At 67.7% G+C, this 26,381-nt stretch carries 24 protein-coding genes; 10 read left to right on the plus strand and 14 right to left on the minus strand.

Annotated elements, in window-relative coordinates; translation table 11 throughout:
* Positions 1-25: 25 nt before the first annotated feature.
* The gene (locus CKW34_RS08965; RefSeq protein ID WP_059383903.1) at positions 26-688 is read left to right on the plus strand and encodes an ATP-dependent Clp protease proteolytic subunit; all 663 of its coding nucleotides are present in this window, start codon (positions 26-28) and stop codon (positions 686-688) included.
* Between the two features lie 230 nt (positions 689-918).
* The gene (gene clpX / locus CKW34_RS08970) at positions 919-2,196 is read left to right on the plus strand and encodes an ATP-dependent Clp protease ATP-binding subunit ClpX (RefSeq protein WP_016691868.1); all 1,278 of its coding nucleotides are present in this window, start codon (positions 919-921) and stop codon (positions 2,194-2,196) included.
* 90 nt (positions 2,197-2,286) lie between these two features.
* Here the strand turns inward: clpX and CKW34_RS08975 are convergent, their stop codons facing one another.
* Together CKW34_RS08975 and CKW34_RS08980 are read right to left on the minus strand one after the other, a co-directional pair.
* On the minus strand, positions 2,287-3,030 hold the full coding sequence (locus tag CKW34_RS08975) for an SDR family NAD(P)-dependent oxidoreductase (RefSeq protein ID WP_059383902.1): 744 nt from the start codon (positions 3,028-3,030) through the stop codon (positions 2,287-2,289).
* A 34-nt stretch (positions 3,031-3,064) separates the two neighbouring features.
* Entirely contained in the window at positions 3,065-3,985 is a 921-nt protein-coding gene (locus tag CKW34_RS08980) for a 3-oxoacyl-ACP reductase (RefSeq protein WP_016691870.1), read from the minus strand.
* A gap of 203 nt (positions 3,986-4,188) precedes the next feature.
* Here CKW34_RS08980 and CKW34_RS08985 point away from each other — a divergent pair, with 203 nt between their 5' ends.
* The 7 genes from CKW34_RS08985 to CKW34_RS09015 all read left to right on the plus strand — a co-directional run bounded on the left by CKW34_RS08985 (position 4,189) and on the right by CKW34_RS09015 (position 11,867).
* Positions 4,189-4,806, plus strand: a complete 618-nt coding sequence (locus CKW34_RS08985) for a TetR family transcriptional regulator (protein WP_059383901.1) — start codon at positions 4,189-4,191, stop codon at positions 4,804-4,806.
* A gap of 118 nt (positions 4,807-4,924) precedes the next feature.
* A complete protein-coding gene (locus tag CKW34_RS08990; protein ID WP_059383900.1) occupies positions 4,925-6,088 on the plus strand; it encodes a steroid 3-ketoacyl-CoA thiolase in 1,164 nt (387 codons plus the stop codon).
* A gap of 31 nt (positions 6,089-6,119) precedes the next feature.
* The gene (locus CKW34_RS08995) at positions 6,120-8,309 is read left to right on the plus strand and encodes an acyl-CoA dehydrogenase (RefSeq protein ID WP_059383899.1); all 2,190 of its coding nucleotides are present in this window, start codon (positions 6,120-6,122) and stop codon (positions 8,307-8,309) included.
* A 5-nt stretch (positions 8,310-8,314) separates the two neighbouring features.
* The gene (locus CKW34_RS09000) at positions 8,315-9,184 is read left to right on the plus strand and encodes a MaoC/PaaZ C-terminal domain-containing protein (RefSeq protein ID WP_059383898.1); all 870 of its coding nucleotides are present in this window, start codon (positions 8,315-8,317) and stop codon (positions 9,182-9,184) included.
* The gene (locus tag CKW34_RS09005) at positions 9,181-9,837 is read left to right on the plus strand and encodes a PaaI family thioesterase (protein ID WP_059383897.1); all 657 of its coding nucleotides are present in this window, start codon (positions 9,181-9,183) and stop codon (positions 9,835-9,837) included. Before CKW34_RS09000 ends, CKW34_RS09005 begins: the two co-directional genes overlap by 4 nt.
* Positions 9,838-9,878: 41 nt before the next feature.
* A complete protein-coding gene (locus CKW34_RS09010) occupies positions 9,879-10,667 on the plus strand; it encodes an SDR family NAD(P)-dependent oxidoreductase (protein WP_059383896.1) in 789 nt (262 codons plus the stop codon).
* A gap of 18 nt (positions 10,668-10,685) precedes the next feature.
* Positions 10,686-11,867: an alpha/beta hydrolase family protein gene (locus CKW34_RS09015; protein ID WP_059383895.1), complete on the plus strand. Its 1,182-nt coding sequence runs from the start codon at positions 10,686-10,688 to the stop codon at positions 11,865-11,867.
* Positions 11,868-11,876: 9 nt separating this feature from the next.
* On the opposite strand, the gene fdhD is transcribed toward CKW34_RS09015, so the two are convergent.
* Positions 11,877-12,707 (minus strand): formate dehydrogenase accessory sulfurtransferase FdhD, encoded by an 831-nt coding sequence (gene fdhD / locus CKW34_RS09020; protein WP_016691878.1) that lies wholly within the window; start codon positions 12,705-12,707, stop codon positions 11,877-11,879.
* A 300-nt stretch (positions 12,708-13,007) separates the two neighbouring features.
* Here fdhD and CKW34_RS09025 point away from each other — a divergent pair, with 300 nt between their 5' ends.
* Positions 13,008-14,345: an ammonium transporter gene (locus CKW34_RS09025; protein ID WP_059383894.1), complete on the plus strand. Its 1,338-nt coding sequence runs from the start codon at positions 13,008-13,010 to the stop codon at positions 14,343-14,345.
* An 83-nt stretch (positions 14,346-14,428) separates the two neighbouring features.
* On the opposite strand, the gene CKW34_RS09030 is transcribed toward CKW34_RS09025, so the two are convergent.
* The 11 genes from CKW34_RS09030 to CKW34_RS09080 all read right to left on the minus strand — a co-directional run bounded on the left by CKW34_RS09030 (position 14,429) and on the right by CKW34_RS09080 (position 26,360).
* Entirely contained in the window at positions 14,429-15,076 is a 648-nt protein-coding gene (locus CKW34_RS09030) for a helix-turn-helix domain-containing protein (protein WP_059383893.1), read from the minus strand.
* 128 nt (positions 15,077-15,204) lie between these two features.
* A complete protein-coding gene (locus CKW34_RS09035; protein WP_059383892.1) occupies positions 15,205-16,395 on the minus strand; it encodes an NAD(P)/FAD-dependent oxidoreductase in 1,191 nt (396 codons plus the stop codon).
* Positions 16,396-16,453: 58 nt separating this feature from the next.
* Positions 16,454-17,014, minus strand: a complete 561-nt coding sequence (locus tag CKW34_RS09040) for a HutD/Ves family protein (protein WP_059383891.1) — start codon at positions 17,012-17,014, stop codon at positions 16,454-16,456.
* Positions 17,015-18,244: an allantoate amidohydrolase gene (locus tag CKW34_RS09045; RefSeq protein ID WP_059383890.1), complete on the minus strand. Its 1,230-nt coding sequence runs from the start codon at positions 18,242-18,244 to the stop codon at positions 17,015-17,017.
* Positions 18,245-18,290: 46 nt separating this feature from the next.
* Complete coding sequence (locus CKW34_RS09050; protein ID WP_059383889.1) at positions 18,291-19,619, minus strand: FMN-binding glutamate synthase family protein; 1,329 nt, start codon at positions 19,617-19,619, stop codon at positions 18,291-18,293.
* 46 nt (positions 19,620-19,665) lie between these two features.
* The gene (locus CKW34_RS09055) at positions 19,666-20,364 is read right to left on the minus strand and encodes a GltB/FmdC/FwdC-like GXGXG domain-containing protein (RefSeq protein ID WP_059383986.1); all 699 of its coding nucleotides are present in this window, start codon (positions 20,362-20,364) and stop codon (positions 19,666-19,668) included.
* A gap of 53 nt (positions 20,365-20,417) precedes the next feature.
* The gene (locus CKW34_RS09060; protein WP_059383888.1) at positions 20,418-21,305 is read right to left on the minus strand and encodes a class II glutamine amidotransferase domain-containing protein; all 888 of its coding nucleotides are present in this window, start codon (positions 21,303-21,305) and stop codon (positions 20,418-20,420) included.
* A gap of 46 nt (positions 21,306-21,351) precedes the next feature.
* Positions 21,352-22,731 (minus strand): type III glutamate--ammonia ligase, encoded by a 1,380-nt coding sequence (gene glnT / locus CKW34_RS09065; RefSeq protein ID WP_059383887.1) that lies wholly within the window; start codon positions 22,729-22,731, stop codon positions 21,352-21,354.
* Between the two features lie 215 nt (positions 22,732-22,946).
* The gene (locus CKW34_RS09070) at positions 22,947-24,095 is read right to left on the minus strand and encodes an acyl-CoA dehydrogenase family protein (RefSeq protein WP_059383886.1); all 1,149 of its coding nucleotides are present in this window, start codon (positions 24,093-24,095) and stop codon (positions 22,947-22,949) included.
* Between the two features lie 32 nt (positions 24,096-24,127).
* On the minus strand, positions 24,128-25,486 hold the full coding sequence (locus CKW34_RS09075; RefSeq protein ID WP_080968373.1) for an MFS transporter: 1,359 nt from the start codon (positions 25,484-25,486) through the stop codon (positions 24,128-24,130).
* Positions 25,487-25,565: 79 nt separating this feature from the next.
* On the minus strand, positions 25,566-26,360 hold the full coding sequence (locus tag CKW34_RS09080) for a MaoC/PaaZ C-terminal domain-containing protein (protein WP_059383885.1): 795 nt from the start codon (positions 26,358-26,360) through the stop codon (positions 25,566-25,568).
* Positions 26,361-26,381: the final 21 nt, after the last annotated feature.

Consider the following 26,381-nt stretch of genomic DNA (forward strand, 5'->3'; position numbering starts at 1 on the left):
ACCCCACCGAATTCTTGGAGAAGCGATGACCAACATGTTCGATCCGCGCCAGCTCGGCGGCGCCGCTCCTGCCTCGCCCGCGAACCGCTACATCCTCCCGTCGTTCATCGAGCACTCGAGCTACGGCGTCAAGGAATCCAACCCGTACAACAAGCTGTTCGAAGAGCGCATCATCTTCCTCGGCGTCCAGGTCGACGACGCGTCCGCCAACGACGTGATGGCTCAGCTGCTGGTGCTCGAGTCGCTCGATCCCGACCGCGACATCACCATGTACATCAACTCGCCCGGTGGTTCGTTCACCTCGCTCATGGCGATCTACGACACCATGCAGTACGTCCGCGCCGACATCACCACGGTGTGCCTCGGTCAGGCAGCGTCCGCCGCGGCCGTCCTGCTCGCCGCCGGCACCCCCGGCAAGCGTCTGGCGCTGCCCAACGCCCGCGTGCTCATCCACCAGCCCGCGACGGGTGGCATCCAGGGTCAGGTCTCCGACCTCGAGATCCAGGCCGCCGAGATCGAGCGCATGCGTACCCTCATGGAGAACACGCTCTCGAAGCACACCGGCAAGGATCCCGAGCAGATCCGCAAGGACACCGATCGGGACAAGATCCTCACGGCGGAGCAGGCCGTCGAATACGGTCTGATCGACCGGGTTCTCGAGTACCGGAAGCTCTCGGCCCAGAAGTAGAACGTCGCAGGCGGTTCCGGGAGACACGGTGTCTTCCGGAGCCGCCGACGCCGGGACTGTGATCGTCGACACATGTTGTGCTGTACAAATATGACCGGAAACGCGCAGAACCGGTCGACCTGCGCGCCGACATCCGGGTACGGTCGATCAAAGGGCCCGCTCCCCGGGACCGCCCCGTGTGGTGGTTGCGGGACCGGTTGCACGCACACGAGGAAGTAGGGACCTGACTGATGGCACGTATCGGTGACGGCGGAGATCTGCTCAAGTGCTCCTTCTGCGGAAAGAGCCAGAAGCAGGTCAAGAAGCTCATTGCGGGCCCCGGTGTCTACATCTGCGACGAGTGCATCGATCTCTGCAACGAGATCATCGAGGAGGAGCTGGCCGAGACCAGCGAGGTCAAGCTCGACGAGCTGCCCAAGCCGGCCGAGATCCGCGACTTCCTCGACAACTACGTGATCGGCCAGGACGCCGCCAAGCGCACGCTGGCCGTGGCGGTCTACAACCATTACAAGCGCATCCAGGCCGGCGACAAGGGCCGCGACTCCCGCGGTGAGACGGTCGAACTCGCGAAGTCCAACATCCTGCTTCTCGGCCCCACCGGTTGTGGCAAGACCTACCTCGCGCAGACGCTCGCGAAGATGCTCAACGTGCCCTTCGCCATCGCCGACGCCACCGCACTGACGGAGGCCGGCTACGTGGGTGAGGACGTCGAGAACATCCTCCTCAAGCTCATCCAGGCCGCCGACTACGACGTCAAGCGCGCCGAGACCGGCATCATCTACATCGACGAGGTCGACAAGATCGCCCGCAAGAGCGAGAACCCGTCGATCACTCGCGACGTGTCGGGCGAGGGCGTGCAGCAGGCGCTGCTGAAGATCCTCGAAGGCACCCAGGCATCCGTCCCGCCGCAGGGTGGCCGCAAGCATCCGCACCAGGAATTCATCCAGATCGACACCACGAACGTGCTGTTCATCGTGGCGGGCGCGTTCGCCGGCCTCGAGAAGATCGTCTCCGACCGCGTCGGCAAGCGCGGCATCGGATTCGGCGCCGAGGTGCGGTCCAAGGCCGAGATCGACACCACCGACCACTTCGCCGACGTCATGCCCGAGGACCTCATCAAGTTCGGTCTGATCCCCGAGTTCATCGGTCGTCTGCCGATCCTCGCGTCGGTGACCAATCTCGACAAGGAATCCCTCGTCCAGATCCTGTCGGAGCCGAAGAACGCTCTGGTCAAGCAGTACGTGCGCCTGTTCGAGATGGACGGCGTCGAACTCGAGTTCTCCCAGGACGGACTCGAAGCGGTCGCCGACCAGGCGATCCTCCGTGGCACCGGCGCCCGCGGGCTCCGCGCCATCATGGAGGAAGTGCTGCTTCCGGTGATGTACGACATCCCCAGCCGCGACGACGTCGCGAAGGTCGTGGTCACCGCCGAGACCGTCAACGACAACGTCCTTCCGACGATCGTTCCGCGCAAGGCCGATCGGGAGCGTCGCGACAAGAGCGCCTGATCCGGAGAACCTCCAGGCATGCACGAGCGCCTCGGCACGAAAGTGCCGAGGCGCTCGTCGTCGTTCCGGTCGAATCCGGCCCTTGCTGAATCAGCGTAGTTTGATGGTCCCGCCGTCGACCATGAGTGTCTGGCCCGTCATGTAGGACGCATCCTCACTGGCCAGGAAGACCGCAACACGGCCGATATCGGCCTGTGGGTCGCCGAACCGGTGCATCGGGGTCTTCGCCAGTAGCGCCTCCTCGACGCCGGGGTTGGCCGCGATGTACGCCTCGACGCCCTCGGTCAGTGCCAGAGGCGAGATGACGTTGACATTGATGTCCTCCGCGGCCCATTCGTTCGCCGCGACCCGGCTGATCGCCCTGATCGCTTCCTTGGCAGCGGCATACGAACTCTGCGTGGCGCTCCCGTCGATCCCTGCCCCGGACGCGAAGTTGATCACGGACCCCTTGTTCGCGGCGAGTTGGGGGTGTGCTGCCTTCATCAACCGGAACGTCGGGTAGAAGCCCGTGCCGAACGACAGGTCGAGCATCTCCTGAGTGGTCTCGAGCAGTGGCGCCTGCCGGGACGCGTGCGCGTTGTTGACGAGCACGTCGAGCTTTCCGAAATGCTCGACGGCGGACGCGACGATCGTCTCGGCGCTCGACTCGTCGGAGATGTCCGCGTACAGGAATTTCCCGGCTTCGCCGACCTCGGCTTCGAGGGCTTCACCCGCGGGCCGGTCGATGTCGACGAACAGGACGCGGGCACCCTCGTCCACGAATGCTCTGACGATGCCGCGCCCGATTCCTCCGGCGCCACCGGTGACGATCGCGACCTTGTCTGCAAGCCTCATGGCGTGCTCCCTTCGTGGGTGTGGTGTCAAGCGATCAGTCGACGGCCAGCGCGACCTTCTCGAGTTCCGCGATGCTGTAGGCGGCGTAGGTCTCGTACGGGCCGCGGCCGGTGAAGTACGACGAGAGCTGCTCGTCGAGTTCCTCGACCGTGAATGCCGAACCGGCTGCGTCGAAGCGGTTCTCGACGGTCGGCGCTGCCATGAGCGCGACCATCTTGCCGTACACCACGAACACCTGTCCGGTGATCTCCGAGGACGCCGGTGAGGCGAGGTAACGCACGAGGGTGGCCACGCGCTCCGGCGCCAGGGGATCGAGTCCGGTCGTGGCGCCGGCCTCGCCGAAGGCCTCCGCGGTCATCGCGGTGCGTGCACGGGGGCAGATCGCATTCGCGGTGACGCCGTAGCGCGCCAGGCCCTGCGCCGTGGACAGTGTCAGTGCCGTGATGCCTGCCTTCGCGGCGGAATAGTTCGGCTGTCCGGCGGAACCGAAGAGGAAGGCCTCCGACGAGGTGTTGACGACGCGGCCGTAGACCGGTCCACCCGCAGCCTTGCTCGCCTGACGCCAGTGCACCGCCGCCGCGTGGGAGGTGGCGGCGTGGCCCTTGAGATGGACCCGGATCACGTCGTCCCAGTCGGACTCGGTGAGGTTGAAGATCATCTTGTCGCGGATGATGCCCGCGTTGTTGACGAGGATGTCGAAGGACCCGAACGACTTGACGGATTCCTCGACGAGGCGTCCGCCGAGAGCCCAGTCGGACACGTCGCCGGTAACGGCGATGGCCTGGCCTCCCGACGCGACGATTTCCTCTGCCACCTCGTGCGCCGCGTCGCCCATGTCGTTGACGACGACGGCGGCACCTGCCTCGGCGAGGGCGAGGGCTTCGGCGCGGCCCAGGCCGGCCCCGGCGCCGGTCACGACCGCCGCGCGCCCGGCCAGACTTACGGATTCACCCATGGAACGTCTCCTGTTCGATTGCGGCGGTTCGTCAGTGCACCGCGCCGGAATTAGTATTCATTCTAGTCTCGGGTGGTGGTCGGTCCACCCACGGGACAGGTCCCACTGGCCGGGATCAGGCGGGATACGAGACGTGCCCACCTGGAACGTTCGTCGCCGGCAGTGGTCGATGCGCCACCGGTCGTGAAGGGGAGGAACCGAGCATGCCCAGACTTGCGGAGGCCCGGGACGCCGCAGAACCGAGTTCGGCGGAACAGCATGCGCGATACGGCAGGATCATCGATGCTGCTGCGCACCTGGGCGCGATGAAGGATCTCGAGCGCGTCCGGATGCAGGAGGTCGCCGAACTCGCCGGTGTCGCCATCGGGACCCTCTACCGCTACTTTCCGTCCAAGACCCATCTGTTCGTCGCGGTCATGGTGGATCAGATCGATCGGATGGGAATCCACCTCTCCAGGCGATCGCAGTCGTCCTCGTCGCCTGCCGACGTCGTATACGACGCGTTGCTGCAGGCCACCCGGGCGCTCGTGCGCACTCCGTTGCTGGCGAACGCGATGATCCAATCCGCCGCGTCGTCGAACGCCGCCACCATTCCCGACGTGGCGAAGATCGACCAGCACTTCGACAGACTGCTCCTGGCCGCCGCGGGTATCGCGGAACCCACGGTGCGGGACGCGACCGTCGTGCGGTTGGTCGTGGCGCTGTGGTTCGGTCTCGTCCAGTCCGCGCTCAACGGGCGGATATCGATCCCCGAGGTCGAGTCCGATCTGCGCGTCGCGTGCGACCTTCTGCTGGTCGATCTGCCCGCCGGTACGCGCTGACGGGCAATTCCCGAAGACCGCATTCCGCAAGGCCCGTCCCGCTCGGTGGGACCGTGCAGGAAACTGCGGTCACCGTCACTAGAATAAATTTCAATATCTTCGAGAGCTGGGAGTAGGCATGAGCAATGTCGTCATCGTGGAGGCCGCGCGGACACCGATCGGTCGTCGCCGCGGACAGCTGGCCGGGGTCCACCCCGCGGTGTTGCTCGGTGCCGCCCAGAAGGCCGTTCTCGACCGCACCGGGCTGCCTGCCGACCAGGTCGGTCAGCTCGTCGGGGGCGCCGTCACCCAAGCGGGGGAGCAGTCCAACAACGTGACCCGCCAGGCCTGGCTCCACGCAGGTCTCCCGTACACGACCGCCGCGACGACCATCGACTGCGCATGCAGTTCGTCGCAGCAGGCGGTCCACATGGTGGCCGGACTGATCGCCTCCGGACAGATCGACGCGGGAATCGGATGCGGCGTCGAGGTGATGAGCCGGGTGTTCCTCGGTCAGGCCAACGCACCGGGCACCGGCAACCCCTATCCGGACGACTGGTCGATCGACATGGGTGACCAGTTCACCTCCGCCGAACGGATCGCCCACAAGCGCGGCATCAAGCGTGACGACGTCGACGCCTTGGGGCTCCAGTCGCAGCGGCGCGCCGCGGCCGCGTGGGCCGAAGGCCGGTTCGATCGCGAGATCGTCCCGGTACAGGCGCCGGTGGTGACCAAGGAGGGCGAGCCCACCGGTGAGATCGCGACCGTGACGCGTGACGGAGGTCTCCGCGAAACCACCGCGGAAGGACTCGCCGGCCTCCGGCCGGTCATCGAGAACGGAATCCACACCGCCGGAAACTCCTCCCAGGTCAGCGACGGCGCGGCCGCCGTACTGCTGATGAGTGAGGCCAAGGCGCGCGAGGCCGGTCTGCGGCCACGTGCCCGTATCCTCGCGTCGACGCTCGTCGGTTCGGACCCGTACTACCACCTCGACGGACCCATCGACGCGACCCGAGCCGTGCTCGAGCGCACCGGAATGTCGTTGTCCGACATCGACATCGTCGAGATCAACGAAGCCTTCGCCTCCGTCGTGCTGTCCTGGGCGCAGGTCCACGAGGCGGACATGAGCAAGGTCAACGTCAACGGCGGTGCCATCGCGCTCGGTCATCCCGTCGGTTCCACCGGTTCGCGACTGATCACCAGTGCCCTGCACGAACTCGAACGCTCGGACCGTTCGACTGCACTGGTCACGATGTGTGCGGGTGGCGCGCTGGCCACCGCCACCATCATCGAGCGCATCTGACGCCGGACACCTTCTACCCAAAGGACCCATCATGACTCTGGGATTGAGCGACGAGGACCGCGAACTCCGCGACTCCGTGCGCGGCTGGGCGGCACGACACGCCACACCCGACGTGATCCGCACGGCCGTCGAAGCGAAGACGGAAGCCCGCCCGACGTACTGGAGCTCGTTCGCCGAACTCGGCATGCTGGGATTGCACCTGCCCGAAGAGGTCGGAGGCGCCGGTTTCGGTCTGCTCGAAACAGCAATCGTCGCAGAGGAACTCGGACGGGCCATGGTGCCCGGCCCGTTCCTTCCGACCGTGATCGTGTCCGCGGTCCTCGACGAGGCCGGCCGTCGCAGCGAACTCGACGGGCTCGCGGACGGTTTGCTGTTCGGTGCGGTTGCCCTGCAGCCGGGGGACCTGCGCGTGGAGCGCGACGGCGATTCCGTCACGCTCTCGGGAACCTCCGGTGTCGCCCTCGGCGGCCAGGTCGCGGATGTGTTCCTGCTCGCGGCCGACGACGGTGGTGAGCGGGTCTTCGTCGTCGTGACCCGTGACCGGGTCGAGGTCACGAACCTGCCCAGCTACGACGTGATCCGCCGCAACGCCGAGATCACCGCGAGCGCCCTGACCTTGTCCGACGGGGACGTGCTGAGGTCGGACCCGCATCGGATCGTCGATATCGCCGCGACCTTGTTCGCCGCCGAAGCCGCCGGTCTCGCGGACTGGGCGACCACCACCGCCGCGGACTATGCGCGGGTCCGCAAGCAGTTCGGCCGCGTCATCGGACAGTTCCAGGGTGTCAAGCACACCGTCGCCCGGATGCTCTGCCTCACCGAACAGGCGCGGGTCGTGGCCTGGGACGCCGCGCGAGCGCGGCGCGAGGACGTGCCGGACGACGAGGCGTCGCTGGCCGTGGCGGTCGCCGCGTCCATCGCCCCCGAGGCCGCCTTCCAGGTCACCAAGAACTGCATCCAGGTGCTCGGCGGTATCGGCTACACCTGGGAGCACGACGCCCACCTGTACATGCGCCGCGCCCAGTCGCTCCGAATCCTGCTCGGCTCCACGGCGTCCTGGCGGCGCCGGGTCGCCCACCTCACGCTCGGCGGTGCCCGCCGCGTGCTGAGCGTCGATCTGCCGCCCGAGGCGGAACGGATCCGCGCCGACGTCCGTGCCGAACTCGAGCCGGCGAAGTCGCTGGAGAACGCAGCGCGGAAGGCGTATCTGGCGGAGAAGGGTTACACCGCTCCCCATCTGCCCGAACCGTGGGGCAAGGCCGCCGACGCCGTCACGCAACTCGTCGTCGCCGAGGAACTGCGCGCCGCCGAACTCGAACCGCACGACATGATCATCGGCAACTGGGTGGTGCCGACCCTCATCGCGCACGGCAGTACCGAGCAGATCGAGCGATTCGTCCCGCAGTCGCTGCGCGGGGATCTCGTGTGGTGTCAGCTCTTCTCCGAACCCGGCGCCGGATCCGACCTCGCGGGCCTGTCCACCAAGGCCGTCAAGGTGGACGGCGGATGGAGGCTCGACGGGCAGAAGGTGTGGACGTCGATGGCACGGGTCGCGGATTGGGGCATCTGCCTCGCCCGCACCGACGCGGAAGCGCCCAAACACAAAGGCCTGTCCTACTTCCTGATCGACATCAGGAACACCGAGGGTCTCGACATCCGGCCGCTGCGAGAGATCACCGGCGAAGCCCTGTTCAACGAGGTGTTCCTCGACGGCGTGTTCGTGCCCGACGAGTGCCTCGTCGGCGAGCCCGGGGACGGATGGAAGCTCGCCCGTACCACCCTCGCGAACGAACGCGTCTCCCTCTCGCACGATTCGACTTTCGGTGCCGGCTGCGAGACTCTCATAGCGCTCGCGAACGGTATGCCCGGTGGGCCGGACGACGAACAACTCACCGTCCTCGGCAAGGTTCTCGGCGATGCCGCGTCCGGTGGCCTCATGGGTCTGCGTACCGCTCTACGGTCCCTGGCCGGCGCACAGCCGGGTGCCGAGTCCTCCGTCGCCAAGCTCCTCGGCGTCGAGCACCTCCAGCAGGTCTGGGAGACCGCGATGGACTGGGCCGGTACTGCGTCGTTGCTCGACGACCAGGACCGAACTTCGGCGACCCACATGTTCCTCAACGTGCAGTGCATGTCCATCGCCGGTGGGACGACCAACGTCCAGCTGAACATCATCGGTGAGCGGCTTCTCGGCCTGCCCCGCGATCCCGAACCCGGAAAGTGACGCCCATGCCCATCGATACCGATGTCGCGCTCTCCGCTGCGCCCACCGTCCGCGACGCCTCGTGGACCGAACGCGATGTGATCCTCTACCACCTCGGTCTGGGCGCGGGCGTCGACTCGCTCGATCCCGCCGAACTGCGGTGGGTGTACGAGAAGGACCTGCGGGTCCTGCCGACCTTCGCGATGGTCGCCGGTCAGGGCGTCTCTGCCGGTGCGGTGACACCGGCCGGACTGAGCTTGCCGGGAATCGACATCGACCTGCGCAGAATCCTGCACGGTGGTCAGTCCGTCACCGTGCACGCCCCGATCCCGGTCTCCGGCTCCGCGACCATCTCGTCGCGTATCGCCGACGTATGGGACAAGGGCAAGGCCGCGGTGATCGTGCTCGAGCAGTCCGCAGTGGACGCCGACGGAAACCCGTTGTGGACCAGTGCGATGCAGATCTGGGCGCGCGGTGAGGGCGGCTTCGGCGGAGACGCCGGGCCCGATGTGTCGAACGCAGTGCCGGAACGGGACGCCGACAAGACCCTGGTGTCACCTACGAGCACGCAACAGGCACTGGTGTACCGGCTCAGCGCAGACATGAACCCGCTGCACGCCGACCCCGGGTTCGCGAAGGCGGCCGGCTTCGATCGGCCGATCCTGCACGGACTCGCCTCGTACGGTGTCGTGTGCAAGGCCGTCGTCGACGGTGTGCTCGACGGAGACCCGACCCGGGTCCGGTCGTTCTCGGTCCGCTTCGCCGGCACGCTGTACCCCGGGGAGACGATCGAGACGGCAGTCTGGCGCGACGACGACACCCTCACCCTGCTCGCCACCTGTCCCGAGCGCGACGGGCAACCGGTGCTCACCCACGCCACGATGGAGATTCGATGAGAGTCGACCCGGACACCCACCCCGTCGTCGGACACGCGCCCGACGGCACGGTTCTGACCTCGGCACCGCAGGACACCGCCGTCGACCGCGCCACCGCCGCCGCGCGGCGCGTGGTGGACGCGTTGCTGCGCACCGACCGAGGCAACGCGAACCTCGAGCGGGTCGCCGAAGAACTCGACAATATCGCCGAGCACCTCGAGGAACACGCTCCCGAAGTGCAGGAGCGCTTGGTCGACATGTGGCACGGGGAGGGCGTCACCCGGCACGATCCGGTCACCGGGCCGGAGAACGCGCTCGCTCCGCCGCTGGTGCTCGCCGGTCGCGAGGACGGATCGGTGGAAGGCGTCGTCGAACTGACCTTCCCGTACCAGGGGCCGCCCGGGCACGTGCACGGCGGAGTGTCCGCCCTGCTGCTCGACCACACGCTGGGTGTGGCGAACGCCTGGGCCGGGCGCAGCGGCGCCACCGCACAGCTCAACGTGCGGTACCACCGGCCGACCCCGCTGTTCGAGCCGCTGACGATCACCGGTCGTCTGATCGAGCAGGACGGTCGCAAGATCAACACGGTCGGCGAGATCAGGACCGCGGACGGCACGGTGTGCGTGTCCGTCGAGGCGCTGTTCATCGACAGGACGGTTCCCCGTCCGCGCTGACGGCCTGCACCGCACACGCCGTCGTATCGGAAAGGAACGGCATGGGGAAATTGGACGGGCGGGTGGCAATCGTCACCGGCGCCGGGATGGGAATCGGCCGCGGCGTTGCCGGCGCGCTGGCCCGTGAGGGGGCGAGCGTCGTCGTCGCCGAGGTGGATGAGCAGGCAGGAGCCGATACCGCGCGGTGGATCACCGACAGTTGGGGCGTGGCCGCGCATTTCGTACCGACGGATGTCACCGACCGCGAACAGGTGCACGCCATGGTGGATGCCGCGGTGCGCGAATTCGGGCGTCTCGACATCCTGGTCAACAACGCTTGGCGTTCATTGGGTTTCGCGCGGCTGGAGAACATGCCCGAGGAGAGCATGCAGTCGGGTTTCGACATGGCCGTGATGGCCGCCTTCTGGGCGATGCAACGTGCGTACCCGGAACTGGCCCGACACGGCACCGGTCGGGTCATCAACATGTGCAGTCTCAACGGCGTCAATGCGCACATGTACTCGGTGTCGTACAACGCTGCGAAAGAGGCACTGCGCAGCATGACGCGCACTGCGGCTCGGGAATGGGCACCGAAGCAGTTGTGCTGCAACGTGATCTGTCCCGGCGCGCAGAGCGCGGCATATCAGCGGGTCGCGGAGGCGGACCCGCAGATGGCAGCGACGCAGGCCGCAGCGAACCCGATGGGCCGTATCGGTGACCCGCTCGAGGACATCGGCACGGTCGCAGCCTTTCTCGCGAGCGACGACTCCCGCTATCTCACAGGCAACACGCTGTTCGTCGACGGCGGTAGCCACATCAACGGCGTGCAGTGGGCGCCGAACGTGGACTGAAATCCCAACGGAGGATTCATGCTCTCTCGTACTTCCCGGCGCCTGGTGGCAGCACTCACCGCAACGGCGATGCTCGGTATCACATCCTGCGCGGACTCCGGTGACGACACCGAGGAGACTTCCGGCGGGCCGGGCTCTCTCGTCACCGAACGTACCCTCACCGGTGCGGCGGCGATTCCCAGCGCATCGCGCACGCATCTGATCACCTATCTGTCCGAGGGGGCCGACCGGCGCCCCACGCTCGTGTCGGGCACCGTCGCGATCCCCGACGGTGAGGCCCCCGACGGGGGCTGGCCCGTGATCAGCTGGGCACACGGCACCACCGGGGTCGGTGACGCCTGCGCACCCTCCGCCGACACCCCCGGCGGTCCGGCCCATTCCTACGTCGGCAGGACCACCGCCATGCTCGACCGGTGGGTCGCCGACGGCTACGCCGTGGTCCAGACCGACTACGAGGGCCTCGGCACACCGGGCGGACATCCCTACATGAACGGAGACAGCGCAGCCGACAGTGTCGTCGACATCGTGCGTGCCGCGCGGCAACTCGACCCGGGTGTCGGCACCCGGTGGATCGCGATGGGGCACAGTCAGGGCGGGCACGCCGCGCTGTATGCGGCGGCACGTGGCGAGGACCGCGCCCCCGAACTCGAACTGCAGGGTGCGGTCGCCTTCGCCCCCGGCAGCCGCACGAGTGAAACGGCCGAGTACTACGCGACCGCCGGCCCCGCGATCGGTCCGGCGCTCGGGTTCCTGCCGGTGCTGCTGCTCGGAGCGCAGGCGGCGGACCCGAGCATCGATGCCGACGCGATGCTCACCGACGCCTCGCGCCCCTTGCTCGACGCCGCGCGCACCGGGTGCATGGACGACATCCGCGAGGTGGCGAGCACGGTACCGGTGGATCAGGTGTTCGCCCCGGATGCGGACCTCGAGTCGCTCCGCGAGTACTACGCCGGCCAGGAGGTCGAACCGCTCACCCTGGCGGTGCCGACGCTCGTCGTGCAGGGAAGCGACGACGCGCTGGTACTGCGTCCGGTCACCGACGAGGTGACCGCTGCACTGTGCGACAACGGAGCCGACCTGACCTATCGAGTGTACGAGGGGGCCGACCACCGCGCGGTACTCGAGGAGTCCTTCGGCGACGTGCGGGCGTTCGTCGACGGAGTACGCGCGGGCGAGGCGCAGGACGGCACGTGCGATTGATGCCGTCGATCAGTCGGTCTTGATGCGTTCGGGGACGGTGTAGATGTTCATCGTGTCGCCGCGGAGGAAGCCCACGAGGGTGAGGTCGGACTCCGCGGCGAGATCGACGGCCAGCGACGACGGCGCCGAGACCGCCGCGAGCACGGGGATCCCGGCCATGACCGCCTTCTGCACGAGTTCGAACGAGGCGCGTCCGCTCACCATGAGCACGCTGTGCGAGAGCGGAACCCGGTTGTCGGTCAGGGCCCAGCCGATCACCTTGTCGACGGCGTTGTGCCGGCCGACGTCCTCGCGCAGGGCCAGCAGCGCCCCGTCGGGGGTGAACAGTGCGGCCGCGTGCAGACCGCCGGTCGACTCGAAGACCTGCTGGTGCCGACGCAGGGTGTCGGGCAGTTCGGTGAGGGTGTGCGTGCCGATCGAGGTGGTGCCGGCATCCTTCAACGGATAGCGGGTGCGCGTGCGCACCTCGTCGAGCGAGTTCTTCCCGCACACCCCGCACGCGGAGGTCGTCGTGAACGCGCGTCGCCCCGTCCCTTCGGGGACGGTGACGCCGGGGGCGAGGGCGACGTCGAGGACGTTGTAGGTGTTGGCGCCGCTCTCGTCCACGCCGTCGCAGTAGCGGACGGCGGCGATGTCCTCGCGACTGCCGATCATCCCTTCGGCCAGCAGGAAGCCGTGGACGAGGTCGACGTCGTGCCCGGGGGTGCGCATCGTGATGGTGAGCGACTCACCGCCGACCCTGATCTCGAGTGGTTCCTCGACGGCGAGGGTGTCGGGACGTCGCGTCGCCCTGTCCGCAGTGATGCGCAGTACCGGTCGACGTGTCGTGACCCGTCCCATCGTCTACCTCCCAGATGCGTACAGCGGTTCGAGCCGTCGTTCCCACGGAACCCCGGCAGGGCCGGGGTACCCCGGTGGCACAGGTTGTGCACACCGCGGGACGCGGCGTCTCGTCCTCCATACTGCCTGCCCGGACGCAACGGCATCCCTGTCCGGTGAACTGCGGTGGCGTTACACGAAGTTCACCCGCGCCTCGCAGGGACATTACAGAGTGGGTCCACTCTCAGGGGACGGTGATGAATGCGGGTCACCGACTGACGTAGGGGTCGTGACCCCCGGGATCGAACAGGGTGGACTTATATGGAACAGGCACTCGCGGCCGCCGATACCGCCTGGGTTTTGGCGGCGTTCACAGCAGTCGTACTGATGGTTCCGGGCCTGGCGCTGTTCTACAGCGGCATGCTCGGAGTCAAGAGCGCGCTCAACATGATCATGATGGTCTTCGGCGGATTCGCCGTCACGGCCGTCCTGTGGGTGCTGTTCGGTCCGGCCGCCGTGCTCGGTGACAGCGTCGGGGGCCTCGGCCTCATCGGCGATCCCTTCACCGACATCGGTCTGGGGTCGCTGCTCGAGGAGGACCCGGACGGAGGGATGCCCGCCGCACTGACCGCGGCCTTCCACCTCCTCTTCGCGGGCATCACAGTGGCGATCATCGCCGGTGGTGTCGCGGACCGGATGAAGTTCTCGGCGTGGCTGGTGTTCTCGGGCATCTGGGTCGTCCTCGTCTACTTCCCGGTCGCGCACTGGGTCTTCGCCTTCGACGACGAGGAGGCGGGCACGAAGGGCGGATGGATCGCCAACACGCTCGCCGCCCACGACTTCGCCGGCGGCACCGCCGTGCACATGAACTCGGGTGTCGCGGCGCTGGCACTCGCCATCGCACTCGGTCGCCGCCGTGGATTCCCGCACGTGGCCCGTCCCCACAACCTGCCCCTCGTCGTGCTCGGTGGCGGAATCCTGCTGTTCGGCTGGTTCGGCTTCAACGGCGGTTCGGCGGGCGGCGCCAACCACATGGCCGGTGTCGTCGTCCTCAACACGCTCGTCGCTGCGATGGCCGGCCTGCTCGGCTGGCTGATAGTCGAACGCATCAAGGAGAAGCACGCGACGACGCTCGGTGCCATCTCGGGCGTGATCGCCGCACTCGTGGGCATCACGCCCGCAGCGAGCCTCGTGTCCCCGCTCGGCGCCCTGCTGATCGGCGTGGTCTCCGGTGCCGTCGGCTGCTTCGCCGTGAGCTGGAAGTTCCGCATGGGCTACGACGACTCGCTCGACGTCGTCGCCATCCACCTCATGGGCGGCGTCGTGGGCACCACCCTCATCGCCTTCGTCGCGACGGCCGCCGCGCCGGCCGGTGTCGACGGTCTGTTCTTCGGTGGTGGGATCGACTTCCTCGGACGCCAGGTCGTCGCGATGGCCGCGGTCTTCGCCTACTCGTTCGCGGTGACCTTCCTGATCGCGAAGGCGCTCGACAAGATCATGGGCATCCGGGTCGACACCGAGACGGAGATGCGAGGCATCGACGTCCCGGTCCACGGGGAGACGGCCTACGTGATGGATTCGTTCTCACCGACCGGTCCGTCGACGCTGCGCCCCGAGGTGTTCGCCGAGGATCGCGACGTGATCGTGCCCAAGTCCTGATCGACGGGCTTCGTTGATCGAACGGCAGGAGCCCTCACCGCACGCGAGGTGAGGGCTCCGTTGTGTTCACGGTTTCCGGTCGTTCACGGCTGGTGGTTGTCGGGATACGCCGTGACGGCGAGGAACCGGATGGGCAGCTTCAGCAGCTCGTTCGGTCCGTGCAACCCCTCGCCGTCGAGGAGCAGTGCGTCGCCCGGCTGCAGGTGGTACTCGGAATCGCCGTGGCCGTAGAGCATCTCGCCCTCGAGCATGTACAGCAGCTCCGTGCCGGGATGCTGGAAGAGCGGGAAGACGTCGCTCGCGTCGGTGAGGGTCACCAGCACCGGTTCGAGTCTCTTGTGCTGGCCGCGCAGCGCACCGAGCAGTTCGTAGTGATGGCCCACCCGCGTACCACGACCGACGATCTCGGCGCCGTGCCCGTTCTTGGTGAACACCGCGTCGCGGTGCGCGTCCGCGCCCCGGAAGAGCGAGGTGACGGGGACGTCGAGGCCGGCGGCGAGCCGGGCGAGCGTCGACAGGCTGCACGAGGTCTGGGCGTTCTCGATCTTCGAGAGCATCGCCTTGGAGATCCCCACCTTGGCAGCCATGTCGCCGACGGACAGGCCGCTGGCCAAACGCAACGACCGTACCTGGTGGGCGATCGCGCGCTCGAGATCCACACCCGTCGGGGTGCCGCGCGGGACTTCGCGTCCGGAATCGTCGTACAGGACGGGACGATCTGGGCTGGCCATATCGTCAGCGTAGCGTGTGTCCACCGGTGGTGAACGCCGCAATGCGGACACGGCGGCGCCCTCCACGGATCCGGACGACAGGGATCCGGCCGGGTCCGTGGAGGGCACGAGTGCTGAGCGGGTGGGGATCAGCGCATCTCGCCGGCGCCTTCGTAGGGGTTGAGGCTCAGGAGCAGATCACCCTCCTCGAAGCGGGAGAAACGGAAGTCGTCCGGGTTCACGTTCGGAAGGTCGGTCTTCCCGTCGATCAGCAGGTCGGCGACCAGCTTGCCCACGGCGGGGGAGATCTTGAATCCGTGCCCGGAGAATCCCGTCGCCAGGAACAGACCCTCGACCGGTGCCGGACCGATGACGGGGTTGTAGTCCTCGGTGACGTCGTAGGCACCGACGTAAGAACTGGTGATCCGCGGGTCCGGCATGTCGGGAAGGCGGTTGCCGAGCTTCGTGATGTTCTTCTCGATCGTCGAGTCGTCGGCGCGGTTGACGTACTTGTCGGGATCGATGTACTGCGGCGTCTGGTGATCGGAATTGCCCACCAGGAGTTCACCGTTCGGCTCACGGCAGATGTACTGCAGACCCGCCAGATCGGACAGCACCGGCACCTCCGGGGTCGGGACGCCCTGGTCGACGAGAACCAACTGCGCGCGCTGCGCCCGGACGTCGATGTCGACGCCGACCCCGGCGACGAGTGCCGGCGTCCAGGGTCCCGCCGCGACGATGACCTGCTCGGCGTGCACTTCGGAGCCGTCGGCGAGGGTGACGCCGTAGACGCGGCCGGCGGCGTTCTGCAGCAGCGACACCACCGGGGTGCTCTGCCGGATCTTCACGCCCATCCGGCGGGCTGTCGCTCCGAACGCCATGCCCGCCATGTAGGCCTCGCCGCGACCGCCGAGCGGTTCGTAGGCGAACAGGGCGAAGTCGTCGAGGTGCAGGCCCGGCCACAGTTCGGCCATCTTGTCGTGGGTAATGAGTTCGGTGGCGATACCCAGGCCCTGCATCATCTCGATGTTCGCTTCGAGCGGCTTGACGTTGTTCTCCGCCACACCGACGACGTAACCGCACTGGCGGAACGCCATGTCGTCGCCGAAGATCTCGGTCGCCTTGGTGAAGATGTCGACGCCGTACCAGGACATCGCAGCCAACGACGGGGTGCCGTAGTGACAGCGCACGACACCGCTGGACTTGCCGGTCATGCCGGAGCAGAGGGTGTCGCGCTCGAGGACGAGGACGTCGGTCTCGCCGCGGTCGGCGAGGGAGTAGGCGATGGCCAGGCCTTCGAGGCCGCCGCCGACGATCAGAAACTTGGTCGTGTCCGTCACCTGAGGATCCTTTGTTCGGTCGGCCTCCGAATCGGGGAGGTCGGTGGGGGAGTCGATGTCAGAGGGAGGAAGTCGGTTCGATGCGGACCAGCAGTCCGGTGGCCGACGAGACTCGTAGCGTGATCGCCTCGCCGAGGATCAGGACGCAGTCCCCGGGTGCGGCTCGTTTTATGCCCGCCTGCAGAGACCCCGATCGCACGTAGAAGGCGGTGATTCCGTCTGCGGCGGTGTCGAAGGCCGTGTCGAGCGTGAGATACCCGACGGCCGCGGTGGCAGCCCCACGCGCGGTCATGACATTGAATGCGCGGGTCGCGCCTCGGGGGATGCAGCGGGGTGCGTCCTCACCGGCGAACGGGTGCGGATGCCACGGATCCAGCGAACGAAGTCCGTGGCCCGAGTGGAGGTCGACACCGTGCTCACCGACGACGGTGAAGATGCGGTCCCTGCCGGGGAAGGCCGAGAACTCGCTGGGATCGGATCCCAGATCGGCCACGCTGATCCGCCACAGCGGGCGTCCGGCGGGGCCGCGAGGTCCGGTCGCGACCTCCTCCGTGGTCCCGGCGCCGTTGCGCCAGAGCGTCCGCCGTCGGTCGTCCGAGCGGATCACCTGCACGGCCACCTAACTGCCCGTCGTCCAGTCGGCCATGATGTCGGCCAGCGCCTGCGCTCCGATATTGCAGTCGTCGGCCTCGGCGAACTCGTGCGGTGAATGCGAGACGCCGGTGGGGTTGCGCACGAACAACATTGCGGTGGGCACTTTTTCCGAGAGGATGCCGGCGTCGTGCCCCGCCTGGGTGGGGAGCACCGGGATGTCCCCGAGATGCGACAGCGCGCGGCGCAACCGTTCGCGCGGCCCGGCCGGGAACTCGACGATCGGGGTGATCGATTCGGCGAAGACGTCGAATCCGATCTCGTCCGGCAGGCAGTGCTTGCGGGCCTCGGCCTCGATCTCGGCGACCAGCGTCGTCAGGGTCTCCTCGTCCGCGGCGCGAGCGTCGAGCCAGGCCTTGATCTCGGAGGGAATCGCGTTGGCCCCGTTGGGCAACACCTCGAGCTTGCCGAAGGTGGCGACCGCGCCGGCCGCCGCGGCACACGAGCGGGCGCTGTGCACCGACGAGGCGTAGGCGAGCATCGGATCGCGCCGGTCCACCAGGCGCGTAGCGCCGGCGTGGTTGGCCTCACCGGTGAAGGTGAACTGCCATCGTCCGTGCGGCCAGATCGACGACGCGACCGCGACCGGCGCGTCGACGAGGTCGAGTGCCCGGCCCTGTTCGACGTGAAGTTCGACGTATACCCCGACCCTGTCGACGAGTGTGGGATCGGCACCGATGTGTTCGGGTACGCGACCGGCACGGGTCATGGCCTCGGCCAACGTGATTCCGTCACGATCACGCAGGCCGAGCGCGCGCTGGGGAGTCAGCGCCCCGGTGGTGAGCTGACTTCCCACGCACGCCACACCGAAGCGGGCACCCTCCTCGTCGGAGAACGCGGTGATCGCGATCGGCACGGTCGGGACGATGCCGCGTTCCCTTACCAGGTCCACGGCGGAGAAGGCGGAGACCACGCCCAAGGGGCCGTCGAACGCACCGCCGTCGGGCACCGAGTCCAGGTGCGAACCGGTGACGAACGCGCCGGTCGGATCGCCCGTCCACCCTTCGGGAAGCCACCAGGCCCACAGGTTGCCGTTACGGTCCTCTTCGACGTCCATGCCGCGCTCGGCGGCGCAGCCGCGGAACCACTCGCGGAGAGTGAGATCGGCATCGCTCCAGGCGAATCGGCGATAGCCCCCGGTCATCGGATGTTTACCGACCTCCAGGATCGATGCCCAGAGCGTGTCGAAGGCGGTCATGTGTTGTGTCCTCTCGGGAAGTACGGTGGCAGGCCTGTTGCCACGGTCAGAAGGTGCTGCGGCCGGGGATCCAGTCGGTTCCGGCCAGGGGCACCCGTGCCATCGCGGCGGCTTCCATCGTGACGGCGACGAGGTCCTGCGGTTCGAGATTGCGCAGGTGCGACTTGCCGCACGCCCGGGCGATGGTCTGGGCTTCCATGGTGAGCACGCGCAGGTAGTTCGCGAGGCGACGGCCACCCTCGATCGGATCGAAACGCGCCTGCAGGTCGGGATCCTGCGTGGTGATGCCGGCGGGGTCCTTGCCGTCCTGGAAGTCGTCGTAGAATCCGGCCGCGGAGCCCAGCTTCTCGTACTCCGCCTGGTACTTCGGATCGTTGTCGCCGAGGGCGATCAGCGCGGCCGTGCCGATGGCGACGGCGTCGGCGCCGAGGGCCATCGCCTTGGCGACGTCGGCGCCCGAGCGGATGCCGCCCGAGACGATCAGCTGCACGCCGCCGGGGGTGCGGTGCACACCCATCTCCTGCAGGGCCTGCACGGCCTGGGGGAGCGCGGCGAGGGTGGGGATGCCGACGTGCTCGATGAAGACGTCCTGGGTGGCTGCGGTGCCACCCTGCATCCCGTCGACCACTACGACGTCGGCGCCGGACTTCACGGCGAGCTTGACGTCGTAGTAGGTGCGGGTCGCGCCGACCTTGACGTAGATCGGCTTCTCCCAGCCGGTGATCTCGCGCAGTTCGAGGATCTTGATGGCGAGGTCGTCGGGCCCGGTCCAGTCGGGGTGCCGGCAGGCGCTGCGCTGGTCGATGCCCACCGGCAGGGTGCGCATCCCCGCGACCCGCTCGGTGATCTTCTGCCCGAGGAGCATGCCGCCGCCACCGGGTTTGGCGCCCTGGCCGAGCACGACCTCGATGGCGTCGGCCTTGCGCAGGTCGTCGGGGTTCATGCCGTAGCGCGACGGGAGGTACTGGTAGACGAGGTGCTTGGACTGCCCGCGTTCCTCCGGGGTCATGCCACCGTCACCGGTGGTGGTGGACGTGCCGACCTCGCTGGCGCCACGTCCGAGGGCCTCCTTCGCGCGACCGGACAGCGCACCGAAGCTCATTCCGGCGATCGTGACCGGGATGTCGAGGTGCAGCGGGTACGTCGCGTTGCGGTCGCCGAGGACGACGTCGGTCTCGCACTTCTCGCGGTAGCCCTCGAGCGGGTAACGCGACATGGACGCGCCGAGGAAGAGTAGGTCGTCGAAGTGGGGAACCTTGCGCTTGGCACCCCAGCCGCGGATGTCGTAGATGCCGGTCGCGGCGGCACGCTGGATCTCGTGGATGACGTTGCGGTCGAAGGTGGCCGACTCACGCAGTCCGGGCTGGAAGGTCATGGAAGTCTCCTCGGGGGTCGAGCGGGCGGAAGGACGTCGGGGGCTCTCAGTAGGCCGAAGCGTTGTCGACGTGGAAGTGGTAGAGCTGCCGGGCCGAGCCGTAGCGGGTGAACTCGGCCGGGTCGGCGTCGAAACCGCCCGCGTCGAGCAGTTCCTGCAGTTCGGCGATGTGCTCGGGGCGCATCTCCTTCTTGACGCAGTCCGCACCGAGTGAGGCGACGGTGCCTCGCACGTAGATCCGCACCTCGTACAGCGAATCGCCCAGGGCCTCGCCGGCATCGCCAAGGACGACGAGTCGGCCGGCCTGGCCCATGAAGGCGCTCATGTGCCCGATGTCGCCGCCGACGACGATGTCGATGCCCTTCATCGAGATGCCGCAGCGTGCGGCGGCGTTGCCTTCGATCACCAGCAGCCCGCCGTGGGCGGTGGCGCCTGCGGACTGCGAGGCGTCGCCGGTGACGCGCACGCTGCCCGACATCATGTTCTCGGCGACACCGACGCCGGCGTTGCCGTCGATGGTCACGTGGGCGTGCTGGTTCATCCCGGCGGCGTAGTAACCGACGTGGCCGTCGATGCGGACGTCGATCGGCCGGTTCAGGCCGCAGGCGAGTGCGTGGGCGCCCTGCGGGTTCGCCACCTCGACCGAGGCCGGGGCCTCCGTCGCGTGTAGTGCCGCATTGAGTTCGCGGGTGGTGGTCGTCGCCAGGTCGTAGGTGGCGGTCTGGAGCAGGGTGTCGGTGGTCATGATTGCCTCCGGGGATGAGATCGGGACGGCGGGTTCGGGATTCGCGTGGCCGGTCAGCGTCGCCACACGTAGACCCGGTCCGGTTCGGGTTCGAAGATGCGGGCGTCGGCGATGCCGGGAAGTCCTGCCAGGGCGCGGAATTCCGAGGCCATGGCGACGTAGGCGTCGCACTCGGCGACGATCGCGGGCTTGCAGGCGATCGGATCGCGGACCACGGCGAAGGAATCGGAGGTGGACACCAGCAGGGTGTAGAAACCGTCGAAGCGTTCGCCGAGAAGGCGCAACGCCTTCTCGAGATCTGCGCCCTCCGCCAGGTGCTTGGCCACGAAGCGTGCGCCGACCTCGGTGTCGTTCTCGCTGTCGAACACCACGCCCTCGTCCTCGAGTTCGCGCTTGATCGACAGGTGATTGGAGAACGAGCCGTTGTGGACGAGACACTGGTCCGGGCCGACGGCGAAGGGATGTGATCCGGCTGCGGTGACGGCGGATTCGGTGGCCATGCGGGTGTGGCCCACACCCTGCCATCCGGATGCGGCCGGCAGGCCGAAGTCCTCGGCGAGGACGCGCGGGTCACCGGTGCCCTTGAGGACCGTGACATCGTCACCGAAACCGATGACGGTCGCCGTGGGTGCCAGTGTGCGGACGGTGTCGGCGAGCAGGGTCGCGGGGACGGGGGCGTGCAGCACGGTGGTGGGTGCGAGGTCGAGCGACCCGATGGTCACGCCCAGTGCGTCGCCGACGATCGTAGCGAGGTCCGAGGGTGCGTCGAGTACCGAGACCGACGACTCCCCGGCGGGGGAGAAGACCGGGTTGCCGTAGACGGCGACGCCCGCCGAATCCGGTCCGCGGTCCACCATCTGCCCGAGCATTCCGGTGAGCAGGCTGCCCAGCCGGGGTTCGAGCGAGGTGTCCCGCAGATGAAGTCCGACGATTCCGCACATGGTCGTCTCTCCTGTTCGATGGGGTGGGGAAGTAGGCGAAGATTTCTCAGAAGGCGGTCAGGTAGCTGTCGATCTCCCACGGCGTCACGGTGTTGTGCCAGTGGAAGAACTCCTCGCGCTTGAGGGAGGCGAAGTAGTCGGCGACACTCGCACCCGCTGCGTCGAGGGCGCCGGAGACGACAGGATCGGCCTGGAGGGCGTCCATCGCGTGCAACAGCGTCATCGGCAGGGTCTCCGTGGAACCGCCCGTACCGGGAGCGCCGGGGTCGAGATTGCGCTCGATGCCGTCGAGGCCTGCACCGACGGTCGCGGCGGTAGCGAGATAGGGGTTCGCGGAACCGTCGCCGCCGCGCAGTTCGACGCGGTTGGAATCGGGGACCCGCAGGTAGTGGGTGCGGTCGTTGCCGCCGTAGGTCGCGTAGCGCGGCGACCAGGTGGCGCCGGAGGACGTGCTGGTCGCGCCGGTGCGCTTGTAGGAGTTGACCGTCGGCGCGATGACGCCCTGCAGAGCACAGGCGTGCTCGAGGATGCCGGCGATGAACGAGTAGGCGGTCTTCGACAGGCCCAGGCCGCGCGGGTCCGATGCGTCGGGGAACGCCGAGGCACCGTCGCTCCACAGCGACAGGTGCATGTGCATGCCCGAGCCCGTGCGGTCGGCGAACGGCTTGGGCATGAAGGTCGCGGTCATGCCACGCTGCTCGGCGAGCACGGAGATGAGGTAGCGCAGGGTCACGACCCGGTCGGCGGTGGTCAGGGCGTCGGCGTACTTGAAGTTCTGCTCGAACTGACCGTTGCCGTCCTCGTGGTCGTTGGCGTAGTTGCCCCATCCGAGGGTGTTCATCGCCGACGAGATCGACGTCAGGTGCTCGTACATGCGGGTGACGTCGCGGGCGTCGTAACAGGGCTGACGGGAGGTGTCGAGGGCGTCGGCCGTGCGCAGCGTTCCGTTCTCGTCCTTGTTGACGAGGAAGTACTCGATCTCGGCGCCCACGTTGACCTCGAGGCCGAGTTCGGCGGCCTGTGCCAGCACGGACTTGAGGATCACACGCGGTGCGTACGGCCAGGGCTTGCCTTCGACGTGCGGGTCGCAGTGGACGAGAGCGAGGCCTTCGCGCACGAACGGGATGGGCGTGAACGACGCGGCATCGGGGATGGCGACGAGGTCGGGATCCTTCGGGACCTGGCCCATCGACCCGGCGGCGTAGCCGGCGAACCCGACTCCCTCGGTCCCGAGCTCACCGACGGATTCGACGGGAACGAGTTTGGCGCAGGGTTTTCCGGACAGGGTGGTGAAGACGGCGAGGATGTAGCGGGTGCCGGCGGCATGGGCGAGCTCGGTCAGGGAAGGGGATCCGGAGATCTCGGGGGACCGGCCGTTCGCGGACGGGAGGCGCAGCACGGACGTGTCGGTGGCTTCCAGCGTCATAGGGGCTCCTCGGATTCGACTGGTCGGATTCGACCGGGGGTTTCACTTTATGAATCGGTGTCGAATAGAAGGAAACACTGTACCCATGACAGGAGTGTTACGCGAGGGTGAGATTGCCGTGACGGTTCGCCGGAAACAGCCTGCATGCGAACGGAAAACAGCGGCGGGACGGTCTAAGGACCGTCCCGCCGCTGCAGTGTGGTGGAGAGGGTGTTCTACCGAAGCCCGAACGAGTTCCCGATGATGTCCCGCTGGATCTCGTTGGTGCCGCCGTAGATGGTGGCGCCCAGTGCTGCACGTACGTGCTGGGCCATGTCGAACTCTGTGGAGTAGCCGTAGCCACCCATCATCTGCATGCCCTCGAGGGCAGTGTTCTTCGCGACCTCGGTTGCCTTGAGCTTCGCCATCGACGACGCGCGAGCCAACCCCTGTGGGTCGTCGCCGGCATCCGCGCGGTGCGCGACGCTGTAGACCAGCAGGCGGGTGCACTCGATCTCCGTCGCGAGATCGGCGATGCGGTGCTTGATCGCCTGGTACGAGCCGACCCGGTTGCCGAACTGGGTGCGCTCGGAGACGAACGCCAGCACGTCGTCGAAGGCGCGTTCGGCGGTGCCGAGCATCTGCGCGGCGAGGATCAGCCGCTCGGTGGCCAGGCCGGGCATGAGCTGGGCCCAGCCCTGCCCGACCTCACCGACCACCGAGTCGGCGGGCAGCACGCAGTCGGCGAAGTAGAGGTCGTTGACCTCGGTTCCGTTGAGTGTGTCGATGCCCTTGATCGTCAGTCCCGGCGTGTCGGCCGGCACGTGGAACATGGTGAGCCCGTGGTGCTTCTTCTCGCCACGCTCGGTACGGGCGACCAGGAGGATGCTGTCCGCCTGATGGGCGTTGGTGATCCACGTCTTCTGACCGTTGATCATCCAGCCGTCCGCAGTGTGCTCGGCGCGGCAGGTCAGCGCCGCGACGTCGGAACCGGCTTCCGGTTCGGACATCGCGATCGCCAGCGCGGCACCCTCGGCGAGCCGGCCGAGCACCGATCGCTTGAGTTCCTCGCTCGCGAACTTGGTGTAGATCCCGGCGGTGATCAGGGTCGTGCCGTGCCACGGGACCGGGGCGAGACCGCGGTGAAGTTCCTCGAGCAGGACACACAGGTCGACATGGTTGCCGCCGGCCCCGCCGTACTCCTCGGGGACGTTGATGGCGGCCCATCCGAGTTCGGCGATCCGCCGGTTCAGTTCGAGGCTGTGCCCTTCGCGACCGCAGTCGGTGAGCTTGTCGCGCTGTTCACGCGTGCCCACCTCGCGGCGGCAGAATTCGCGGACTGCCGCCCCGAACTCGCGCTGCTCCTCGCTGAGCATCACAGTCATGAGAATCTCCTGGTCGTTCGGATGGGTGGTGCTCAGGCGGGGTCGCCGACGCGGACCCGCAGGTCGCGGGACTGGTCGTCACGATCGTCGCTCGCCGCCCCGGTGGTGAAATGGCTCCGCATGGAGGCCGCGGCGACGAACGAGACGACAGCGGTGCCGACGAGGATCGCGGCGAGCGGCCACCAGTGCTGCGAGCCGTCGGTCGGCACGAGAGCGGCGGCGACGAGCGGGGTCGGAGCCGCCCACGCGACACCGGAGAACGCGCTGCACAGGGCGACGCCGCTGTAGCGGACCTCGGTCGGGAACAGGTTGGCCGTCATGCTCGAGACCACCGCGTAGGTCGTGGCGTGACCGAGCACGAGGGCCGCGGAGAACGCGACGATCATCAGCCCCATGTTGCCGGTGTTGAACAGGGCGAACAGTGGGAATGCGAAGGCGCCGGTGAAGACCACCCCGCCCACGAAGACCGTCCAGGCGGACAACCGGTCGCAGAGGATGCCGACGCCGACCATCGCGAAGAGGTCGATCGTCGCAGCGATGAGCAGGATCATCAGGGTGTCGCTCTTGGTGAACCCGTGAATGTTGGTCGCCATCGTGAGCATGTATGTGGTGATCAGGTAGAACAGCACGATCACGCTGGCCTGCAGGCCGATACCGGCGAGCACGCGGCTCGGCATCGTGCGCAGGACGGTGGCGATCGGGTTCTTCGTGACGGTGCCCGTCTCCTTCACCTCGGTGAATTCACTCGATTCCTCGACGCCGAGCCGGATGACGAGACCGATCAGGACGAGGACGAAGCCGGCGAGGAACGGGATCCGCCATCCCCACGACATCAGCTGGTCGTTGGGCATGCGGGCCACGAAGTACATGACGACCGTGGCGAGCACGAGCGCGAGCGGACTCGCGATCTGGGGTGCGGAGCCGTAGAAGCGTTCGCGGGTCTTCGGCGCGTTCTCGACACTCATGAGGACGGCGCCGCCCCACTCGCCGCCGACTGCGACGCCCTGCAGGAAGCGGAGGGCGGTGAGCATGATCGGTGCCCAGATACCGACCTGATCCCAAGTGGGGAGCAGACCGATGAGGCCGGTGGCGGCTCCCATCACGGTCAGCGTGGTGATCAGCGTCGTGCGGCGCCCGAGGCGGTCCCCGAGATGACCGAAGACGAACGCGCCGACCGGACGGGCCAGGAAGGCGACACCGAGGGTCGCGAAGGACGCGAGGATGCCGACGTTCGACCCCAGTTCGGGGAAGAAGATCGTCGAGAAGACGAGCGTCGCGGCGGTCGCGTAGATGAAGAAGTCGAACCATTCGACGGTGGTGCCCACGAGGCTGGCGAGAAACGCTCGTTTTTGTTGCTTGGTTCCGAAGCTGGAAGCGGCGTGTGCGGTCATCGGAGTCCCTTTCGGCGGGAACTGCTTGTGGGGCGGAGGATTTCCTTGGGGGTAGAACCGGACATCTGGCAGTACGCGATCAGAAGCTCGCGTGACCGCCGGAGAGCACACCCGTCGTATCGATCCGGGCGTCGAAGTCGACCTCGGTGCCGGACGCCTGCGCGCGGACGGTGAGCGTGGCGTCGGGCAGGACGGGGGCTGCGAAGCGGGCGCGGAGTTCGCGGAGTTCCCACGGCTGGGCTCCGGCGGCCTCGGCGACCGTGCGGGCGGCGATACCCAGCGTGCACAGGCCGTGCAGGATGGGGCGCTCGAAACCGTACCCCGAGGAGACCTCCGGGTCGATATGAACGGGGTGTAGATCACCGGTCAGGCGGTACAGGGCAGGAAGATTCGCCGCGATGTATGTGTCCGCCCGGAACGGGGCGTCCTCGAGATCGACCCGAGGCGTGGAGGGGGCACGTTCCCCGCCCCAACCACCCGAGCCGGGCAGGTGGATCGCGTAGGTCGCGGTGAACTGCTCGCACTCGACAGCGATGTCGACGGTCGCAGCGGATCCCTTGTCCCAGACATCGGTGACGTGGGCGCGCATCTCGATCTTGCCCGAGCGGGGGAACGGTGCGTGGACCGTCAACTGCTGCGCGGCATGGAGCGACTTCAAGCGGTCGTAGGCACCGAGCTCCCCGGCCTCCTCGACCGCCCACAGACCGAGACCCAGCCCGAAGGTCGGCAGCACGTGCAGGTCCCGTTCGTAGACCAGCGGCAACTGACCGGGCTGCGCCCCGACGCACAGTGCGTAGAGGATCGCATCGGACTCGTCGTACGACACGACACGGCTACCGAGGTCGTAGCCCTTCAGGGAGGCAACTGCGTTCATGAACTTTCCTTCGGGTGGAGA

It is taken from the genome of Rhodococcus rhodochrous (genome assembly GCF_900187265.1).
GTDB classification, from domain to species: Bacteria; Actinomycetota; Actinomycetes; order Mycobacteriales; family Mycobacteriaceae; genus Rhodococcus; species Rhodococcus rhodochrous.

What these genes read in the sequence shown, in the direction of transcription:
- CKW34_RS09080 (WP_059383885.1), bottom strand. Translation starts at nt 26,360, where the DNA reads ATGAACGCAGTTGCCTCCCTGAAGGGCTACGACCTCGGTAGCCGTGTC.
- clpX (WP_016691868.1), top strand. Translation starts at nt 919, where the DNA reads ATGGCACGTATCGGTGACGGCGGAGATCTGCTCAAGTGCTCCTTCTGC.
- fdhD (WP_016691878.1), bottom strand. Translation starts at nt 12,707, where the DNA reads ATGGGACGGGTCACGACACGTCGACCGGTACTGCGCATCACTGCGGAC.
- CKW34_RS08975 (WP_059383902.1), bottom strand. Translation starts at nt 3,030, where the DNA reads ATGAGGCTTGCAGACAAGGTCGCGATCGTCACCGGTGGCGCCGGAGGA.
- CKW34_RS08990 (WP_059383900.1), top strand. Translation starts at nt 4,925, where the DNA reads ATGAGCAATGTCGTCATCGTGGAGGCCGCGCGGACACCGATCGGTCGT.
- CKW34_RS09025 (WP_059383894.1), top strand. Translation starts at nt 13,008, where the DNA reads ATGGAACAGGCACTCGCGGCCGCCGATACCGCCTGGGTTTTGGCGGCG.
- CKW34_RS08985 (WP_059383901.1), top strand. Translation starts at nt 4,189, where the DNA reads ATGCCCAGACTTGCGGAGGCCCGGGACGCCGCAGAACCGAGTTCGGCG.
- CKW34_RS09010 (WP_059383896.1), top strand. Translation starts at nt 9,879, where the DNA reads ATGGGGAAATTGGACGGGCGGGTGGCAATCGTCACCGGCGCCGGGATG.
- CKW34_RS09005 (WP_059383897.1), top strand. Translation starts at nt 9,181, where the DNA reads ATGAGAGTCGACCCGGACACCCACCCCGTCGTCGGACACGCGCCCGAC.
- CKW34_RS09070 (WP_059383886.1), bottom strand. Translation starts at nt 24,095, where the DNA reads ATGACTGTGATGCTCAGCGAGGAGCAGCGCGAGTTCGGGGCGGCAGTC.
- CKW34_RS09030 (WP_059383893.1), bottom strand. Translation starts at nt 15,076, where the DNA reads ATGGCCAGCCCAGATCGTCCCGTCCTGTACGACGATTCCGGACGCGAA.
- CKW34_RS08995 (WP_059383899.1), top strand. Translation starts at nt 6,120, where the DNA reads ATGACTCTGGGATTGAGCGACGAGGACCGCGAACTCCGCGACTCCGTG.
- CKW34_RS09000 (WP_059383898.1), top strand. Translation starts at nt 8,315, where the DNA reads ATGCCCATCGATACCGATGTCGCGCTCTCCGCTGCGCCCACCGTCCGC.
- CKW34_RS09060 (WP_059383888.1), bottom strand. Translation starts at nt 21,305, where the DNA reads ATGTGCGGAATCGTCGGACTTCATCTGCGGGACACCTCGCTCGAACCC.
- CKW34_RS09045 (WP_059383890.1), bottom strand. Translation starts at nt 18,244, where the DNA reads ATGACCGCCTTCGACACGCTCTGGGCATCGATCCTGGAGGTCGGTAAA.
- CKW34_RS09015 (WP_059383895.1), top strand. Translation starts at nt 10,686, where the DNA reads ATGCTCTCTCGTACTTCCCGGCGCCTGGTGGCAGCACTCACCGCAACG.
- CKW34_RS08980 (WP_016691870.1), bottom strand. Translation starts at nt 3,985, where the DNA reads ATGGGTGAATCCGTAAGTCTGGCCGGGCGCGCGGCGGTCGTGACCGGC.
- CKW34_RS09055 (WP_059383986.1), bottom strand. Translation starts at nt 20,364, where the DNA reads ATGACCACCGACACCCTGCTCCAGACCGCCACCTACGACCTGGCGACG.
- glnT (WP_059383887.1), bottom strand. Translation starts at nt 22,731, where the DNA reads ATGACGCTGGAAGCCACCGACACGTCCGTGCTGCGCCTCCCGTCCGCG.
- CKW34_RS08965 (WP_059383903.1), top strand. Translation starts at nt 26, where the DNA reads ATGACCAACATGTTCGATCCGCGCCAGCTCGGCGGCGCCGCTCCTGCC.
- CKW34_RS09075 (WP_080968373.1), bottom strand. Translation starts at nt 25,486, where the DNA reads ATGACCGCACACGCCGCTTCCAGCTTCGGAACCAAGCAACAAAAACGA.
- CKW34_RS09050 (WP_059383889.1), bottom strand. Translation starts at nt 19,619, where the DNA reads ATGACCTTCCAGCCCGGACTGCGTGAGTCGGCCACCTTCGACCGCAAC.